This window comes from Acidimicrobiales bacterium (assembly GCA_035546775.1).
GTDB lineage: Bacteria > Actinomycetota > Acidimicrobiia > Acidimicrobiales > JACCXE01 > JACCXE01.
Genome location: DASZWD010000027.1, coordinates 1 through 15,534, shown reverse-complemented (window position 1 = coordinate 15,534; position 15,534 = coordinate 1). Strand labels below are relative to the sequence as shown.

The window sequence follows — 15,534 nt, the reverse complement described above, 5'->3', positions numbered from 1 at the left end:
TGCTTTAGCGGTTGGCGAACTGGTTGCCCTGCACGGGCGGGCGCCCGTTGCCGAAGGGCATCGGGAGACGCTCGACGCTACCGCCCGCGGCGGTGATCGCCGCTTCAGCCGTCTTGGAGAACGCGTGGGCCTTGACCTGGACCGCCTTGCCGCCCAGGTCACCACGGCCGAGCACCTTCACCAGGCCGTGCTTGTGCACCAGGCCGCGCTCACGCAGCGTCTCGGGCGTCACCTCGGACGTGTCCATCCCGGCGAGGGTGTCGAGGTTGACGACGTTGTACTCCACCCGGAACGGGTTGTTGAAGCCCCGGAGCTTCGGCAGGCGCTGCGCCAGCGGCAGCTGGCCGCCCTCGAAGCCGAGGTGGACGGTGTTGCGCGCCTTCTGGCCCTTGGTACCGCGACCGGCGGTCTTGCCGCCTTTGCCCGCAATGCCGCGCCCGACGCGCCGCTTCGGGCGGTTGGACCCGGGGGCCGGCTTGAGATCGTGGAGCTTCATGACTCTTCTTTCACTTCAATCAGGTGCGGAACCCGAGCGATCATGCCGCGCACGACCGGGGTGTCGGGCAGCGTGTTGGTCTTGCCGATGCGGCCGAGACCGAGCGCGCGGAGGTTGCCGCGGTGCTTGGGCTTGGTGCCGATCGCGGACTTGACCTGCGTGATGACGAGGTTCGCCATTACTCCTCACCGACCTTTGCCTTGGCCTGCTTGGTCTCGCGGTAGGCGCGATAGATGCCGACCGGCGTGACCTCGTCGGCCGCCTTGCCGCGCTTGGCGGCCACGTCGTCGGGCGAGTTCTGGCCCTTGAGGCCGGCGATGGTGGCGTGGGCGACGTTCAGCGCGTTGGTCGAACCGAGCGACTTGGCCAGCACGTCGTGGATGCCCGCGACTTCGAGGATGGCGCGCGCCGCACCACCGGCGATCACGCCGGTACCGGGGGCCGCGGGCTTGAGCAGCACGCGGCCGGCGCCGGCTTCACCGATGATCGTGTGGATGATCGTCGAGCCGGCGAGGGGCACGGTGAACATGTTGCGCTTGGCTTCCTCGACGGCCTTCTGCATGGCGAGACCGACTTCTTCGGCCTTGCCGTAGCCGAGGCCGACCTTGCCGTTGCCGTCGCCGACGACCATCAGGGCACCGAAGGAGAAGCGGCGGCCGCCCTTGACGACCTTCGACACGCGGCGCGGACGCCCGATCGAACGCTCTTCGTATTGGGACTCAGCCACTTAGAACTCCAGTCCGGCGGCACGCGCCGCGTCAGCCAGTGCGGCCACACGGCCGTGATAGAGGAACCCGCCGCGGTCGAACACGACGGACGTGACGCCCGCCGCCTTGGCCCGCTCGCCGATCAGTCGGCCCACGGTTTCGGCCGCCGACTTGTTGCCGCCGGTCGAGGAACGCAGCGACTTCTCGGTGGTCGACGCCGCCGCGAGCGTCTTGCCGGCGACGTCGTCGATGACCTGGGCGCTGATGTGCTTGGCCGAGCGGAACACCGCCAGGCGCGGACGCGCCGCGGTGCCGGTGACGCGCTTGCGCACACGGTTGTGGCGGCGGCGACGCGATTCGAGCTTGTGAGACGTAGACACTCAGATACCTACTTCGCGGCCTTGCCGGCCTTGCGGCGGACGACTTCGTTCGTGTAGCGCACGCCCTTGCCCTTGTAGGGCTCGGGCTTGCGAATCTTGCGGATGTTGGCGGCGACCTGGCCAACGAGTTCCTTGTCGATGCCCTTGACCACGATCTTGGTCGGGGTGGGCACTTCGAAGGTGATGCCGGCCGGAGCGTCGACGTGCACGGGGTGCGAGAAACCGAGGGCCAGCTCGAGCTTCGTCGGGCCCTGCGCCGTGGCTCGGTAACCGACGCCGACGATGTCGAGCTCCTTGGAGAACCCGGCGCTCACACCGAGGACCATGTTGTTGACCAGCGAACGGGTCAGACCGTGCAGGGCGCGGTTCTGCCGCTCGTCGTTCGGACGCGTCACGACGAGCGTCGCTTCTTCCTGAGCGACCTGAATGTCGCCCGGAATGTCGCGCTCGAGCGTGCCTTGGGTGCCCTTGACGGTGATGTGGCGATCGACGATCGACACCTCCACGCCCGAAGGCACCGGAATGGGGTTCTTACCGATTCGAGACATGGCCGTTACCAGACGAAGCAGAGGACTTCGCCACCGACGTGACGCTTGCGCGCCTCCTTGTCGGTCATGAGTCCCTGCGAGGTGGACAGGACAGCAACGCCGAGACCGCCAAGGACGCGCGGCAGCCGGTCGGCGGCGCTGTAGACGCGCAGGCCGGGCTTGCTCACGCGCTTGATCCCACTGATGGTGCGGGCGCGGTCGGCGGAGTACTTGAGCTCGATCTCGAGCAGCTTGCCCGGACCCTTGGTGTTGTCGCTGACGGCGAAGCCGGCGATGTAACCCTCCTGCACCAGGATCTTGGCGAGCGCTTCTTTGAGCTTGGACGACGGCATCGTCACCTTGTCGTGCATCGCCACGTTGGCGTTGCGCAGACGGGTGAGCATGTCGGCGATGGGATCAGAAACAGGCATGTGTTCTCCTCTCCCCTACCAACTGGCCTTCGTCACGCCCGGCAGCTCGCCGGCGTGGGCGAGCTCGCGCAGGCAGATACGGCACAGACCGAACTTGCGGAAGACCGCCTTCGGCCGGCCGCACCGCTGGCACCGGGTGTAGGCGCGCACCTTGTACTTCGGGGTGCGCTGCTGCTTCTGAATGAGAGCCTTCTTGGCCATTTCTTCGTACCTACTGCCCCTCAGCGCGACGGAACGGGAACCCGAAGGCGTCGAGCAGCGCTCGGCCTTCGGCATTGGTGCGGGCGGTCGTCACGATGGTGACGTCCATGCCCCGGGGGTTGTCGACCTTGTCGTATTCGATCTCGGGAAAGATCAGCTGCTCGGTGACACCGAACGTGTAGTTGCCACGACCGTCGAAGCCCTTGGTAGGCAGGCCGCGGAAGTCACGGATGCGCGGGATGGCGATCGACACGAGGCGATCGAAGAACTCCCACATCTTGTCGCCGCGCAGCGTGACCATGCAGCCGATGGCGTTGCCCTCACGCAGCTTGAACGAGGCGATCGACTTCTTGGCCTTGGTGATCAGCGGCTTCTGGCCGCTGATGATCGTGAGGTCGCGCACGGCGGACTCGAGCAGGCTCGCCTGCTGCGTGGCCTTGCCGACGCCCATGTTGATCACGATCTTCTGGAAGCGCGGGACTTCCATGATGTTGCCGAGGCCAAGCGTTTCCTTGAGCTGGGCGCGGATCTCGTTTTCGTACTTCACCTTGAGCCGCGGTGAGGTGGCGGTGATCGTCATAGGTCGACCTTCGTCCGGGCGCAGATGCGCACCTTGTTGCCCTGGTCGTCGAAGCGGTAGGCGACACGGGTCGGCTTGCCGTCGGCCGGGCTGATGATCGCGACAGCGGACGCCGGCAGCGGCATGTCCTTGTCGATGATGCCGCCCTGCATGGTGGCGCGGGTGGCCTTCTGATGCTTCTTGGCGACGTTGCGTCCCTCGACGATGACCTTGTCGGCGCCCGGGAGCACCTTCATGATCACGCCGTCCTTGCCGCGGTCCTTGCCCGACAGCACGATGACGCGGTCGCCCTTCTTGAGCTTCACTACAAAACCTCCGGCGCAAGCGAGACGATGCGCATGAACTTCTTGTCGCGCAGTTCACGGCCGACCGGGCCGAAGATGCGCGTGCCGCGCGGCTGCTGCTGATCGTTGATCAGCACCGCGGCGTTCTCGTCGAAACGGATGTAGGAACCGTCCGGACGGCGACGCTCCTTCTTGGTGCGCACGACGACGCACTTGACGACGTCGCCACGCTTGACGGCGGCGCCGGGGATGGCGTCTTTGACCGTGGCCACGAAGACGTCACCGATGCCGGCGTAGCGCCGGCGGGAACCGCCGAGCACCTTGATGCACAGCACTTCCTTGGCGCCGCTGTTGTCGGCGACCCGCAGACGCGATTCCTGTTGGATCATCGGGCACGCTCCACGACCTCGACGACGCGCCAGCGCTTGAGCTTGCTCAGCGGGCGCGTCTCCTGGACCCGGACCTTGTCACCCAGCTTGAGATCGTTGGTCTCGTCGTGGGCGTACAGCTTCTTGGTGCGCTGCACGGTCTTGGAGTACTTGGCGTGACGCACGCGCTCGGTCACCGACACGACGACCGTCTTGTTCATCGCGTTCGACGTGACAATGCCTTCGCGCGTCTTGCGCGGATTGCCGCGCTTCTCTGTCAGTTCTTCAGCGGTGTTCTCTGTCATTACGCAGTCGCTTCCGTAGCTTCGTGCAGTGCGATTTCCCGCTCACGAATCAGCGTGTTGAGACGAGCCACTTCGCGGCGCGCCTGGCTGATCGAGGCGTTGTTGTCCTGCTGACCGGTGGCCATCTGGAACCGCAGCTTGAACAGGTTGTCCTTCGCTTCGAGTAGGCGGCTGGCGAGTTCGGCGTCGCCGAGGCCGCGCAGCTCGGTGTTATGGGCCTTCGACATCTAGACCTCCACCTGTTCGGACTGGACCTTGCGGGACACGACCTTGGCCTTGATCGGCAGCTTCTGGATCGCACGCTCGAGCGCCGAGCGCGACAGCTCTTCGCCCACGCCGCCGAGCTCGAACAGGATCCGACCGGGCTTGACCACGGCCACCCAGAACTCGGGGTTGCCCTTGCCCGAACCCATGCGGGTTTCGGCCGGCTTCTGGGTGACGGGCTTGTCGGGGAACACCCGGATCCACACCTTGCCGCCGCGCTTGACGCGACGGGTCATGGCAATACGGGCGGCTTCGATCTGTCGCGCCGTGATCCAGCCGGGCTCGAGCGCCTGGATGCCGAACTCGCCGAAGGCGACGTACGTGCCGCCCTTGGCTTCACCCGACATGCGCCCGCGCTGCTGCTTGCGGTGCTTGACCTTGCGGGGCATCAACATCAGTCGACGTCCTTGTGGAAGTGGGGCGCCTCGTGATGATCCTTCTGGCGCCGGTCGAGTTCTTCTTCCTCGGCGAGGATGCGCTCGAGATCCGGATCGGCCTCCGAGATGATCGGAGCCTCTTCGACGACCTCGGGCGTCTCGCCCGGGGCTTCGCCGACTTCACCGAGCTGCGGGCCGCGCTTGCCGCCACCGGCGGACACGACGCGCTTGGGACGCGCCTCGCCCGCGGTATCGCCGACGGCCATCGCCGCCTCGCGGCTGATCTTGTCGTCCGCCGAGAGCTTGTAGGGGAGGATGTCGCCCTTGTAGATCCACACCTTCACGCCGATGCGGCCGTAGGTGGTCTTGGCCTCGCGGAAGCCGTAGTCGATGTCGGCGCGCAGCGTGTGCAGCGGCACGCGGCCGTCGCGGTAGGTGAGGCTGCGGCTCATTTCGGCGCCACCGAGGCGGCCGCCGCAGCGCACGCGGATGCCCTGGGCACCCGCCTTCTGCACGGTCTGCATGGCGCGCTTCATGGCGCGGCGGAACGACACGCGCCCGGCGAGCTGATCGGCGATGCCCTGTGCGATGAGGGCGGCGTCGAGTTCGGGCTGCGGGATCTCGCGGATGTTGAGCTGGACCTTCGGGTTCCCGGTGATCTTGATCAGCGCCTCGCGCAGACGATCGGCCTCGGCGCCACGACGACCGATGACGATGCCCGGGCGCGCCGTGTGCAGGTCGATGCGCAAGCGGTCACGCGTGCGCTCGACCTCGATGCGACTGACCGCAGCGCGCTCGAGCTGCTTGGTCAGGTAGTCGCGAATCTTCCAGTCTTCGACGACGTAGGCCTGATACTCACGATCGGCGAACCAGCGGCTCTTCCAATCGGTCGTAACGCCAAGACGGAAGCCGTACGGATTTACCTTTTGACCCACTACTCGGCCTCTCCTTCTTCAGCGGCCTCTTCGGCCGGAGGTTCGGCCACTTCTTCGCCAGCACTGACTTCTTCAGCCGCTTCCGCGGCTACGGCCTCTTCGGCAATAGCTTCGGGCTCGACCACGGGAGTCTCTTGTTCTTGCAGATCGACTGCGTCCGCTTGGGGCTCGACGTGGTCGGGGGTTTCGCTGGCGCCCGACTGGGCGGCCTGGGACGCGGCGACGCGGGCGCGGCGGCCGCGCTCGGCGTTGGCACCAGCACGGCGCGTGCGGCGCTCGGCCTGCGCCGATTCAGCCTTGGCCTTGAGTCGAGCGAGGCGATCCTCTGGCAGACGGCTCACGATGATCGTGATGTGGCTGTAGCGCTTGAAGATCTTGCCGGCGCGGCCGCGCGCACGCGGCTTGAAGCGCTTGGCCGTGCGGCCCTCGTCGGCGAAGCACGCCGACACGAACAGCTCTTCGGGGTTCTGGTCGTGGTTGTTCTGCGCGTTGGCGATGGCGCTGTCGAGCAACTTGCCCACCGTCGTGGCCGCGTCGCGCTCGCAGAACTCGAGCACGTCACGCGCCGACTGCACGTCGAGGCCGCGGATGAGGTCGAGCACGACGCGCACCTTCGACGCCGAACCGGGCGCGTTGCGCAGCACGGCGCGCACGCCTTCGCGTTCGTTGGTCTTGACTCCGAACGTCATCGGCGGCCCTGACGCTCTTGGCCCGCGTGGTAGCGGAACGTGCGGGTGGGTGCGAACTCACCGAGCTTGTGACCGACCATCGATTCCGTCAGGTAGACGGGCACGTGCTTGCGCCCGTCGTGCACAGCGATGGTGTGGCCGACCATGTCGGGGATGATCGTGGAGCGACGGCTCCAGGTCTTGATGACCTTCTTGTCGTTGGCGGCGTTCAACGCGTCGACCTTCTTCAACAGATGGCCGTCGACGAACGGGCCCTTCTTGAGACTGCGTGGCATTACCGGTTACCTCCGCGCCCCGCGCCCGCGACGGCGCCGGATGATCATGGAATCGGAATCCTTGCGGCGGGCGCGCGTGCGGCCCTCCGGCTTGCCCCACGGTGAGGTCGGGTGACGACCACCGGAGGTCTTGCCTTCGCCACCACCGTGCGGGTGGTCGACGGGGTTCATGGCGACGCCGCGGGTCTGCGGGCGCTTGCCGAGCCAGCGGCTGCGGCCGGCCTTACCAACCTTGATGAGCTCGAACTCGCTGTTGCCGACTTCGCCCACCGTCGCCCGGCAGTCGATCGGCACGCGGCGCATTTCCGAGGACGGCAGGCGCAGCGTGGCGAAGTTGCCTTCCTTGGCGACGAGCTGGACCGACGAACCCGCCGAGCGAGCCATCTTGCCGCCGGCGCCGGGATACAGCTCGACGTTGTGGATGACGGTACCGACCGGGATGAAGCGCATCGGCAGGGCGTTACCCGGACGGATCTCGGCGCCCTGGCCGCTCTGGAGCATGTCGCCGACGTTCACGTTCTTGGCCGCGAGGATGTAGCGCTTCTCGCCGTCGCGGTAGTGCAGCAGGGCGATGCGGCAGTTGCGGTTGGGGTCGTATTCGATCGTCGCGACCTTGGCCGGGATGCCGTCCTTGGTGCGCTTGAAGTCGATGACGCGGTACTGCTGCTTGTGACCGCCGCCGCGGTGACGCGACGTCTTGCGGCCGTAGCTATTGCGACCGCCGCTCTTGGGCGACGGCTCGAGCAGCGACTTCTCCGGCGTCGTGGAGGTGATCTCCTTGAAATCGGAGACCGACTGGAACCGTCGGGCCGGGCTGGTGGGCTTGCGCTTGCGAAGTGCCATCTGTCTTAACCCTCGAACATCTCGATGCGGTCGTCACCGGCGAGGGTGACGATGGCGCGCTTGGTGTCGGCGCGCTTGCCGAACGTGAAGCTGCGCCGGTTGCGCTTGCGCTTGCCCGGACGGTTCAGCGTGTTGACCTTGGCCACCTTCACGCTGAAGATCTTCTCGACGGCGTCGCGGATCTCCGGCTTAGTCGCGTTGGGCGCCACGATGAACGTGTAGACTCCCTCCTCCTGGAGCCCGTAGGACTTCTCGGAAACGACCGGCTTGATCAGAACGTCACGCGGGTCACGCATGGGCGGCCGCCTCCTTCGGAAGGGTCGCCTCGGTGAAGACGATCCAGTCATTGACGAGCACGTCGTAGGTGTTGAGCTCGCCCACGAGCATCACCTGCACCTCGGGCAGGTTGCGGAACGACTTGAAGGCGTCCTCGTCGTCGCGATCGATGACGAGCAGCACGCGCTCGTCGGTGAGGCCGAGCGCGGCGAGCGCCGCCTTGGCCGTCTTGGTGGAGGGCTTCTCGAAGTTCCACTGGTCGACGACGATGATCTTGTCCTCGTTGGCGCGATCGGACAGCGCGCTCTTGAGGGCCAGCGCGATCATCTTCTTGGGCGTCTTCTGGTCGTACTTGCGGGGCTTGGGACCGAGGGCGACGCCACCACCGGCCCAGTGCGGCGCACGGGTCGAACCCTGACGAGCGCGGCCGGTGCCCTTCTGGCGCCACGGCTTCTTGCCGCCGCCGCGCACCTCGGCGCGGGTGAGCGTCGACTGCGTACCCGCACGGGCGCTGGCGAGCTGCGCGGTGACGACCTGGTGCATGACCGGCACGTTCGGCTGGACGCCGAAGATGCCGCTCGACAACACGACGGTGCCGGCGGTGCCGCCCGTCTGCGTACGAACCTGCAATTCAGCCATCTACTTGCGCCCCCTCACGGCGTCACGGATGAAGACGAGGCCGCCCCGGGGACCGGGCACGTTGCCCTTGACGAGCAGCAGCTCGCGCTCGGCGTCGGCTTCGACGACTTCGAGGTTCAGCGTGGTGACCTGCTCGCCGCCCATGCGGCCCGCCATGCGGGTGCCCTTGAACACGCGCGACGGCGTGGCGCAGGCGCCGATCGAGCCCGGAGCGCGGTGCTTCTTGTGGTTACCGTGCCCGGCGCCCTGGCCCTTGAAGTTGTGGCGCTTCATGCCGCCGGCGAAGCCCTTGCCCTTGCTGACGGCCGTGACGTCGATCTTGTCGCCGGCGGCGAGCACGTCGACGCCGATCGAGTCGCCCACGTTGTACGCGCTGGTGTCGTCGAGGCGCAGTTCCACGAGCTTCTTCCCCGGCTCGACGCCGGCCTTGGCGAAGTGGCCGGTTTCGGGCTTGTTGACCCGCGACGCTTTCACTTGCCCATAGGTGACCTGCACCGCGCTGTAGCCGTCACGGTCGGACGTCTTCACCTGCACAACGCGAGCAGGGACGACGCGCAGCACGGTCACCGGGACCAGCCGGTGCTGTTCGTCCCACACCTGGGTCATGCCGACTTTCTCGCCGACGATCGCTTTGGTTGCCATTTCGAGCCTGTCTCTTCTCACGCGGACGCTCCGCCTGCGGCGTTGCCCCAAGAGGCAAGCGCAGACGGAGCGCGAATTCGGTTGTGCCACGGGGTTCCCGGAGTGCCATGGCCCACGCGGAGGTGGACCATGCGGGCGCCCGCGGACGTCGATTTGCGAACCGGGAGAGGATAGCCGGTCTGAAACACCACGTCGAATGGGCAAAAGCGGGGTGGTGAGGCATTTCCGCGCGCGCGGTGTGCAGCCTTGATGCTGCTGGTGGCCGCCGCGGGCGTTTGGTTCCGGACGGTCGTGGTGCCTCGACGGCCCAAGAACAGCCGGCACGGCTGGCCCCGGCGCATTCCGGAGGGCGATCCGCGCCCCACGACCGCCGGCAACGGGTTGCGCCTCGTCGTGAACCCGTCGGCCGGGCCGGCGTTCATGCCCGCTCCGACCGACGCCTTGCGCGAGGCGCTGCCGGCGGCGGATGTCCACGAACTCGACAAAGCGGACGATCTTGCTCAATTGCTCTCGGATCGGTGCTCGCGTACCCGCTTCGCCGCCGCGGTGATGGTGTCGGGCCGGCTCGCCCGCTGCCACGTCTACTGCGAGTGGACCGCCATGACCCTCGACGACGGCCCGGCGAAGTTCACCGTCGCGAAGAAGCCGCGCGCGTTGCGCGTGGCCGTGCCCCCTCTTCGCGACTGACGCGCTCGGTTGGCGGATCATCGCTACCCTGCGACGACGGTCGACCTTCTCCCTCCCGCGTCACGCTTCGGCGTCCGTGAGGCGCTGCTTGCCGGCGCGGTTGCGCTCGTGGGTTTGCCCTTCGGCTACCTGCTGCACGAGGTCACCTCCCACGGACCGCTCACGCAGTGGGACAGGAGCGCCGCCCGGTCGCTTCACGGCCGCGTGGTGCACCACCGCGCCGTGATCTCCCTGCTCAAGTTCCTGTCCTTCACCGGCAAGCCGGTGTTCCTCGTTGCCCTGGTCGGGATCCCGGTGGTGTGGTTGCTGGTCCGCCAAGCGCGCAAGCTGGCGCTGTTCCTCGTCGTCGTGTCGCTCGGCGGCAGCCTGATCGACACGGTCGTGAAGCTCGCCGTGTCGCGACCGCGGCCGTCCTTCAGCGATCCCATCATGACGGCGTACGGCAAAAGCTTCCCGTCGGGCCACGCCATGTCGTCGCTCGTCTGTTACGGAGCCGCGCTGCTCGTGCTCCTGCCGCTCGTGGCGCGGCGGTGGCGGCCGGTCGCCGTCGCCGGGGTCGCGGTGTGGGTGGCAGCGATCGGCTTCTCCCGCCTTGCGCTCGGCGTGCACTACATCTCCGACGTCCTCGGCGGCTACGTCCTCGGCGCGGCGTGGCTCGTCGGTTCCGTCGCCGTGTTCGAGGTGTGGCGGGAGGACCACGGTCAGCGCCGCACCGACCCCCTTGCGGAGGGCGTCGAGCCCGAAGAGGCGGCCGCCGCTCCGGCGATTGACTAACCGAGCTGCGACACGGCGGACTCGATGATGCGCTGGATGTGCAGGCCGCGATGCACATCGGGCGCGTCAGCCGCCTCCCCGCGGGCAGCGGCGGCGAGAGCGGTGGCCACCCGCATCATCGACGTGGCGTCGGCCGCCGACGACGCATCGAGCATGGCGACGCCCGCGTCACCGAACACCTCGATGCGACTCATGCCGCCCTGCGGCGCGGTGGCGCACAGGTTGACCGTGCTCGTCGAGCCGTTGTCGTGTTCGCACAGCAGCGACACCCAGCCGAGCGGGTCGCCGGCGGCGGTGACGTTCACGATCGCACCGAGGGCGGCGTCGACGAGATCGATGGCGTGCGGACCGAGGTCGGGTAGCGGCCCGCGTTCGAGTCGCCACGGCGTCGCGAACGGACTGCCGTCGAGCAGCGCTCCGGAGACGAAGGCCATGCGCCCGCCGAGGGGCCGGCCGATCGCCCGCGCCTCCTCCAGAAACGCCTGTACCGAGTCGGCGTAGCGCAACGACAACAGCACGACGGTGGAGACGCCCGCGGCGTCGACCGCCGCGACGAGGCGTTCGGCGGCGGCGAGGTCGAGCGCGATCGGTTTTTCGAGCAGCAGCGTCTTGCCGGCCTTCGCCGCGGCGACCGCCATGTCGGCCTGCACGTCGGGCGGGACGCAGAACGCAACGGCGTCGCAGGCGTCGAGCAGCGCCCCGTAGTCGGTGTACGCGACGGCGCCGTGCTTACCCGCCAGCTTCTCGGCGGCTTCGGGTCGGCGCGCCCAGATCCCGACGAGTTCGGTATCGGGACTGTTGGCCAGCACCGGCGCGTGCACCATGTGCGCCCACGGCCCGGCGCCGACGAGCCCCACCTTCACTTTTTCAGCCACTCACCCATCTTCGTCTGATCGTCGTCGTGGATGTGGCGAAAGGTGACGCTGATGCGCGGGCCTGCGTCGGGGACCTTCGGCACGGTGTGTTCCCACTGGCGTTGCATGAGTCCGCCCGTCACCAAGAGGTCGCCCGGCGCGGGGTCGAACCGCACCGACGGGCCTCCACCGTAGGGACGCACGAGAAACCTGCGTCGCGAACCGAGCGACAGGATGCCGACCAGCGGGAACGGGTTGCTCTTCGGAATGCGATCTCGATGCCACGCGACGCTGTCATGGCCGTCGCGATACAGGTTGAGCCAGCCGGAGTTGAAGGTGATGCCATAGCGACGCGTGAGTGCGGCGCGGGCGTCGACGAGGACCGGCGCGATCACGCCCACCTTGGCTTCGGCCCAGCCCGAGGTGAGCCGCGGCTCGGGCACCTTGTTGCCCCACATGATCCGTTGGCGTTGCGACCACGGAGCCTTTTCGGCCAGCGCGGCGAACACCTCGTCGGCCCCGGCTAGCCAGCCCGGTACGACGTCGATCCACGACTCCGCGTCGAGCTCGACGCGGTAGGCGGCGCGGAACGTCGCGTCGATCGACGGCGCGGCGGCGCCGAGCAACGAAAGCTGCCAGGCCAGGTTCATCCGGCGCCCAGGGTAGTCGAACGTATGTTTGATGCCGTTCAGGCGCCAATGGCCTCGATGGCCCGCGTCCACGCCTCGATTTCGCCGGGGAAGTCGGCCGCCCAATCGGGACTCGCCTGCAAGCCGCACAGCAGGCGGAACGCGCTGGCGCGGGCGATGTCCTCGCGCGGGAACTCTTCGAGCAAGTCGACCGGGGCGCCGAACCACGTCACCGCCTCGACGGCGATCTGCGCACGCGTCGAGGCCGCCGGGCGCCACCCCGGTGACATGTCTATGAACGCATGGGTCGAGGCGTCAGCGAGGCGCAGGACGTTGGAGGCGATGTCACCGTGTACGACGATCGACGTGGCGCGTGCGTCATCGGTGAGCGGCGGTCCGACCGCGGTCGCCCGTTCGTACAGCCGCCACTCCACGGCGCCGTGATTCACCGTCGGGGGCAGCCGTTCCCCGTGCCAGACCGTCGCCTCCGCGCGCGCCCACCGGTGGCCGCGCCGATCGAGCCAATCAGGACGCGGGGCGACACCGGCCTGCGCGATGGCCTTCGGCACCGCGGCGTGGAATGCATCGGTGGCTGCGACGACGTCGTGCCAACGCGCCCGCTCGTGGTGCCCGTCGAACCAACACCAGGCCGTCCATCCGTGCTCGAGCCACGTTCCTTCGACGGACCGCACGGGCTTGATGACGCGAAAGCCGTTTTCTTCGATCGCGTCGAGTACACCGGCGACCCAGTCGGCTTCTCCGGGGTTCGCTTCTTGCACCGGCTTCAAAACGACGTCGCCGGCGCGCCAAGCGGTTTGCTCGAGCGCGCCGGCGAGCGGCGTGAGTTCTGCATCAGCGCGCACTCCGAAGGCGGCGCGCACGTGAGGTGGCGGTGGTGCTCCCACCGCACGAAGCTACGACTGAGCGGCTTGCTGCTCGAGCTCTTTTTCCTTGGCCTTCGCCTCGTACGCCTTGGCGCGGCCACGGGCGGCGTCGGCGTCGGTTTCGGCCTTGCCCTTGTCCTTCTGCGCCTGGCCTTCGCGCTTGAGCTCGGCGTTGTCGGTGAGGTCGCCCACGGCTTCCTTCACCTTGCCCTTGACCGCGGCGGCGACGCCGTTCTCGTCCTTGGCCTTCAGCGAATTGCTGTTGTCCTTGGACTCCTGGGCGGCGCGTTCCTTCGCCTCGTGCGTCCCGGCCTTGGCTTCGTACTTCTGCGCCTTCAGTTCCTCACGCAGCGCGTCGAGCTCGGCGGCGGCGCGTTCTTGCTGCGCCTGGCCTTCCTTCTGGAGGTTCTCGTTATTCGTGATGACGCCGACGAATTCCTTGCCGAGGCCGAAACCCTTGTCGGTGATCCCACGAAGTTTGTTGGTATCGATCGTTCCTACACGCATGCTCTTCTGCTACCCGCGGTACGCATGTTGCATACGACCGCGAGCGCGCTTGTCGCGCGCGTGCCACACCAGATGCACGCTGTCCCGCAGCGCCACGGATACGACGGTGCCCATGACCAGCGATTTACCCGGCGTTCATGCGGGTACACGTGCGTTGTGGCACCGAAATCGAAGCACGTGAAGATGCCCTCCGAGGTGTCCGACGACGTCGGCATCTTCGACCGCTTCGCCGGCGCTGCCGCGCTGTTGGCCAGTCGGGCGCTCTTCTTCATCTTCTGCGTGCTTTTGGTCCTCATCTGGTTCCCGTCGATCCTGCTCATCCGCAGCGTCGACACGTGGCAGCTGATTATCAACACCGCCACGACGATCATCACCTTCCTCATGGTGGCGCTGCTGCAGAACAGCCAGACCCGCGCGGATCAGGCGGTGCAGCACAAACTCAACGCCATTGCCGACGCGCTGGCCGATCTCATGCGCGCCTCGGCGAGCCGCGACGGCAACGATCAGTTGAAGAAGGACGTCGAGGAGTTGCAGGACGCAGTCGGACTCGAAGCACATGAGAGCACGTCGCACAACGCGGCGTAGCTCAAACCCGGAACACGCCTTCCTGCAATCCCTTCACGATGGCGTCGACGGTCTCGTCGACCGTGTGCATCGAGTTGTCGACGACGCAGCGTTCGAAGACGCCGAGTGACTCGAACTCGTCGTACATCTTCGCCACCGCCTCAGGGTTGTCGCCCGATCGCGGCGGCCGGTGCGCGGCGCGCGCGAACGCGGCGGTGCGCGTTGGCCGGACGACGACATACTGCAGCGGTGACGCAACCTCGACGCGGAAACGGTCGAGAAACCACGGCCCGATGATGCCGTCGACCACGACCGCATAATCGCCCCGCGCGAACCGGGACGCGGCCGCGCCCAGCGCGTCGATCACCGTCTCGTTTTGCCGGTTCGATTCCGGCAACCAGGGCGCGATCCACCCCGCCTTCACCGACTCGAAGAACGAGTCGCCGTCGATCAGCACGCCTCGATCGGCCCGGGTCACCAACTCGGCGCTCACCGTCGACTTGCCGGCGCCCGGTGGGCCCGTCACGACGATGACGGCGCCGGACAGCGCCGCAGACAACCGTTCCACGGCGGTGTTTCTAGTCGGTCGCGTTATTCGTTCTAGACCCGGGTCAGCGTCGCCAGTAGTGCCGGAGCATCCGGGAGGCGCCAGTTGGTGGCGACGGCGATGCCGACGCGCCAACTGAGCCACCCGATGGCAACGCCGATAGCGGCAAGCGCGCTCTGCCATGGGCTCGCCAACGGCAGCGCGATCGACACCAGGACCAGTGGTGTCACGAGCAGGCCCGAGACGAGGATCGCTCCGAGGGCGGCGAAGCCGGCGGACGCGTTCTGGCCCGCGCCCGCGCCACCAAAGGCGTTGCCCCGACCGGCGTCGGGCATCGGGAAGGGGGCCCGCACGCTCAAGAACGCGGCGAAGCCCGCGCCGATCCCGAGGGCGGCGGCGACAGCACCGAGCGCCGGGACGACGGCGGCCGCACTGCCCGCCAGTACCGCCAGGACCGCCATCAGTACGAGCACCACGGGCACGGCCGAAATGAAACGCGCGAGTGTCCGCGCCCGCAACTCTTCCGCTACCGACGCGCCGGCGGCGACGTCGACCCACAACCGGTCGCCGTCGAACCCGAACGCATTCGTGTTGAGCCCGATGTTGAGTGCGGGCCACACGGCGATGAAGCAGGTGCGGACGTTCGTCGCCGCAATGCTGCGGAAGACGACGAGCGGCAACACACCGGCAAACACCACGCCGAAGAGTGCGGCGCGCCGACGCGGGTCGCGCCATGTGTAACGCAACTCCTTGGCCACTACCGCTCCGATCGCGTTATGCGGCACCCACGCCACCAACCGAGGAATAAAGGCGCTGCGCGTCCTGCGGCGTGATGCGCCCGGCGACGGCACCGTTGTGGGGGGGGGGGG

27 protein-coding genes and 2 pseudogenes are annotated in these 15,534 nt (G+C 67.6%); 3 read left to right on the top strand and 26 right to left on the bottom strand.

Annotated features, from left to right (window positions below; translation table 11 throughout):
- Positions 1–4 precede the first annotated feature (4 nt).
- The 20 genes and pseudogenes from rplO to rplC form a co-directional block, all read right to left on the bottom strand.
- Entirely contained in the window at positions 5–496 is a 492-nt protein-coding gene (gene rplO, locus VHC63_05330) for a 50S ribosomal protein L15 (GenBank protein ID HVV36005.1), read from the bottom strand.
- Positions 493–675, bottom strand: coding sequence for a 50S ribosomal protein L30 (rpmD, locus tag VHC63_05325; protein ID HVV36004.1), 183 nt, complete (start codon positions 673–675; stop codon positions 493–495). The genes rplO and rpmD overlap by 4 nt, the downstream gene beginning before the upstream one ends.
- On the bottom strand, positions 675–1,223 hold the full coding sequence (gene rpsE, locus VHC63_05320) for a 30S ribosomal protein S5 (protein ID HVV36003.1): 549 nt from the start codon (positions 1,221–1,223) through the stop codon (positions 675–677). The genes rpmD and rpsE overlap by 1 nt, the downstream gene beginning before the upstream one ends.
- Positions 1,224–1,583: a 50S ribosomal protein L18 gene (gene rplR, locus VHC63_05315; protein HVV36002.1), complete on the bottom strand. Its 360-nt coding sequence runs from the start codon at positions 1,581–1,583 to the stop codon at positions 1,224–1,226.
- Between the two features lie 8 nt (positions 1,584–1,591).
- Positions 1,592–2,131 carry a 50S ribosomal protein L6 gene (gene rplF / locus VHC63_05310; protein HVV36001.1) on the bottom strand — a complete coding sequence of 180 codons (540 nt, stop codon included), beginning with the start codon at positions 2,129–2,131 and terminating at the stop codon, positions 1,592–1,594.
- A gap of 5 nt (positions 2,132–2,136) precedes the next feature.
- The gene (gene rpsH, locus VHC63_05305) at positions 2,137–2,541 is read right to left on the bottom strand and encodes a 30S ribosomal protein S8 (protein HVV36000.1); all 405 of its coding nucleotides are present in this window, start codon (positions 2,539–2,541) and stop codon (positions 2,137–2,139) included.
- A 15-nt stretch (positions 2,542–2,556) separates the two neighbouring features.
- Positions 2,557–2,742 carry a type Z 30S ribosomal protein S14 gene (locus VHC63_05300; protein ID HVV35999.1) on the bottom strand — a complete coding sequence of 62 codons (186 nt, stop codon included), beginning with the start codon at positions 2,740–2,742 and terminating at the stop codon, positions 2,557–2,559.
- Positions 2,743–2,752: 10 nt separating this feature from the next.
- Positions 2,753–3,322 carry a 50S ribosomal protein L5 gene (gene rplE, locus VHC63_05295; GenBank protein HVV35998.1) on the bottom strand — a complete coding sequence of 190 codons (570 nt, stop codon included), beginning with the start codon at positions 3,320–3,322 and terminating at the stop codon, positions 2,753–2,755.
- On the bottom strand, positions 3,319–3,627 hold the full coding sequence (gene rplX, locus VHC63_05290) for a 50S ribosomal protein L24 (protein ID HVV35997.1): 309 nt from the start codon (positions 3,625–3,627) through the stop codon (positions 3,319–3,321). The genes rplE and rplX overlap by 4 nt, the downstream gene beginning before the upstream one ends.
- A complete protein-coding gene (gene rplN, locus VHC63_05285) occupies positions 3,627–3,995 on the bottom strand; it encodes a 50S ribosomal protein L14 (protein HVV35996.1) in 369 nt (122 codons plus the stop codon). The genes rplX and rplN overlap by 1 nt, the downstream gene beginning before the upstream one ends.
- Positions 3,992–4,279, bottom strand: coding sequence for a 30S ribosomal protein S17 (rpsQ, locus tag VHC63_05280; protein ID HVV35995.1), 288 nt, complete (start codon positions 4,277–4,279; stop codon positions 3,992–3,994). Before rpsQ ends, rplN begins: the two co-directional genes overlap by 4 nt.
- Positions 4,279–4,506 (bottom strand): 50S ribosomal protein L29, encoded by a 228-nt coding sequence (gene rpmC, locus VHC63_05275; GenBank protein HVV35994.1) that lies wholly within the window; start codon positions 4,504–4,506, stop codon positions 4,279–4,281. The genes rpsQ and rpmC overlap by 1 nt, the downstream gene beginning before the upstream one ends.
- Complete coding sequence (rplP, locus tag VHC63_05270) at positions 4,507–4,938, bottom strand: 50S ribosomal protein L16 (GenBank protein ID HVV35993.1); 432 nt, start codon at positions 4,936–4,938, stop codon at positions 4,507–4,509.
- A 284-nt stretch (positions 4,939–5,222) separates the two neighbouring features.
- Positions 5,223–5,855 (bottom strand): annotated as a pseudogene (gene rpsC, locus VHC63_05265) (30S ribosomal protein S3).
- 335 nt (positions 5,856–6,190) lie between these two features.
- A pseudogene (gene rplV / locus VHC63_05260) lies at positions 6,191–6,544 on the bottom strand (50S ribosomal protein L22).
- Complete coding sequence (gene rpsS, locus VHC63_05255) at positions 6,541–6,819, bottom strand: 30S ribosomal protein S19 (protein ID HVV35992.1); 279 nt, start codon at positions 6,817–6,819, stop codon at positions 6,541–6,543. Before rpsS ends, rplV begins: the two are co-directional and overlap by 4 nt.
- Before the next feature lie 6 nt (positions 6,820–6,825).
- A complete protein-coding gene (gene rplB, locus VHC63_05250) occupies positions 6,826–7,662 on the bottom strand; it encodes a 50S ribosomal protein L2 (GenBank protein ID HVV35991.1) in 837 nt (278 codons plus the stop codon).
- Between the two features lie 5 nt (positions 7,663–7,667).
- On the bottom strand, positions 7,668–7,958 hold the full coding sequence (gene rplW / locus VHC63_05245; protein ID HVV35990.1) for a 50S ribosomal protein L23: 291 nt from the start codon (positions 7,956–7,958) through the stop codon (positions 7,668–7,670).
- Positions 7,951–8,577 (bottom strand): 50S ribosomal protein L4, encoded by a 627-nt coding sequence (gene rplD / locus VHC63_05240; GenBank protein HVV35989.1) that lies wholly within the window; start codon positions 8,575–8,577, stop codon positions 7,951–7,953. Before rplD ends, rplW begins: the two co-directional genes overlap by 8 nt.
- The gene (gene rplC, locus VHC63_05235; protein HVV35988.1) at positions 8,578–9,219 is read right to left on the bottom strand and encodes a 50S ribosomal protein L3; all 642 of its coding nucleotides are present in this window, start codon (positions 9,217–9,219) and stop codon (positions 8,578–8,580) included.
- Positions 9,220–9,468: 249 nt separating this feature from the next.
- On the opposite strand from rplC, the gene VHC63_05230 reads away from it, so the two are divergent.
- Together VHC63_05230 and VHC63_05225 are read left to right on the top strand one after the other, a co-directional pair.
- Positions 9,469–9,906: a hypothetical protein gene (locus VHC63_05230; protein ID HVV35987.1), complete on the top strand. Its 438-nt coding sequence runs from the start codon at positions 9,469–9,471 to the stop codon at positions 9,904–9,906.
- A gap of 108 nt (positions 9,907–10,014) precedes the next feature.
- Positions 10,015–10,680 (top strand): phosphatase PAP2 family protein, encoded by a 666-nt coding sequence (locus VHC63_05225; protein HVV35986.1) that lies wholly within the window; start codon positions 10,015–10,017, stop codon positions 10,678–10,680.
- Here VHC63_05225 and VHC63_05220 read toward each other — a convergent pair.
- From VHC63_05220 to VHC63_05205, 4 genes are read right to left on the bottom strand one after another with little or no spacing between them, the layout of a single operon-like run.
- Positions 10,677–11,555 carry a Gfo/Idh/MocA family oxidoreductase gene (locus tag VHC63_05220; GenBank protein ID HVV35985.1) on the bottom strand — a complete coding sequence of 293 codons (879 nt, stop codon included), beginning with the start codon at positions 11,553–11,555 and terminating at the stop codon, positions 10,677–10,679. The genes VHC63_05225 and VHC63_05220 overlap by 4 nt on opposite strands.
- Complete coding sequence (locus tag VHC63_05215) at positions 11,540–12,184, bottom strand: alpha-ketoglutarate-dependent dioxygenase AlkB (GenBank protein ID HVV35984.1); 645 nt, start codon at positions 12,182–12,184, stop codon at positions 11,540–11,542. Before VHC63_05215 ends, VHC63_05220 begins: the two co-directional genes overlap by 16 nt.
- Before the next feature lie 38 nt (positions 12,185–12,222).
- Complete coding sequence (locus tag VHC63_05210; GenBank protein HVV35983.1) at positions 12,223–13,068, bottom strand: hypothetical protein; 846 nt, start codon at positions 13,066–13,068, stop codon at positions 12,223–12,225.
- A gap of 9 nt (positions 13,069–13,077) precedes the next feature.
- On the bottom strand, positions 13,078–13,299 hold the full coding sequence (locus VHC63_05205) for a CsbD family protein (protein ID HVV35982.1): 222 nt from the start codon (positions 13,297–13,299) through the stop codon (positions 13,078–13,080).
- A gap of 411 nt (positions 13,300–13,710) precedes the next feature.
- Here VHC63_05205 and VHC63_05200 point away from each other — a divergent pair, with 411 nt between their 5' ends.
- A complete protein-coding gene (locus tag VHC63_05200) occupies positions 13,711–14,139 on the top strand; it encodes a low affinity iron permease family protein (GenBank protein HVV35981.1) in 429 nt (142 codons plus the stop codon).
- A gap of 1 nt (position 14,140) precedes the next feature.
- Here the strand turns inward: VHC63_05200 and VHC63_05195 are convergent, their stop codons facing one another.
- Positions 14,141–14,686, bottom strand: coding sequence for an AAA family ATPase (locus VHC63_05195; GenBank protein ID HVV35980.1), 546 nt, complete (start codon positions 14,684–14,686; stop codon positions 14,141–14,143).
- Positions 14,687–14,718: 32 nt separating this feature from the next.
- Positions 14,719–15,450: a hypothetical protein gene (locus VHC63_05190; GenBank protein ID HVV35979.1), complete on the bottom strand. Its 732-nt coding sequence runs from the start codon at positions 15,448–15,450 to the stop codon at positions 14,719–14,721.
- Between the last annotated feature and the right edge of the window lie 84 nt (positions 15,451–15,534).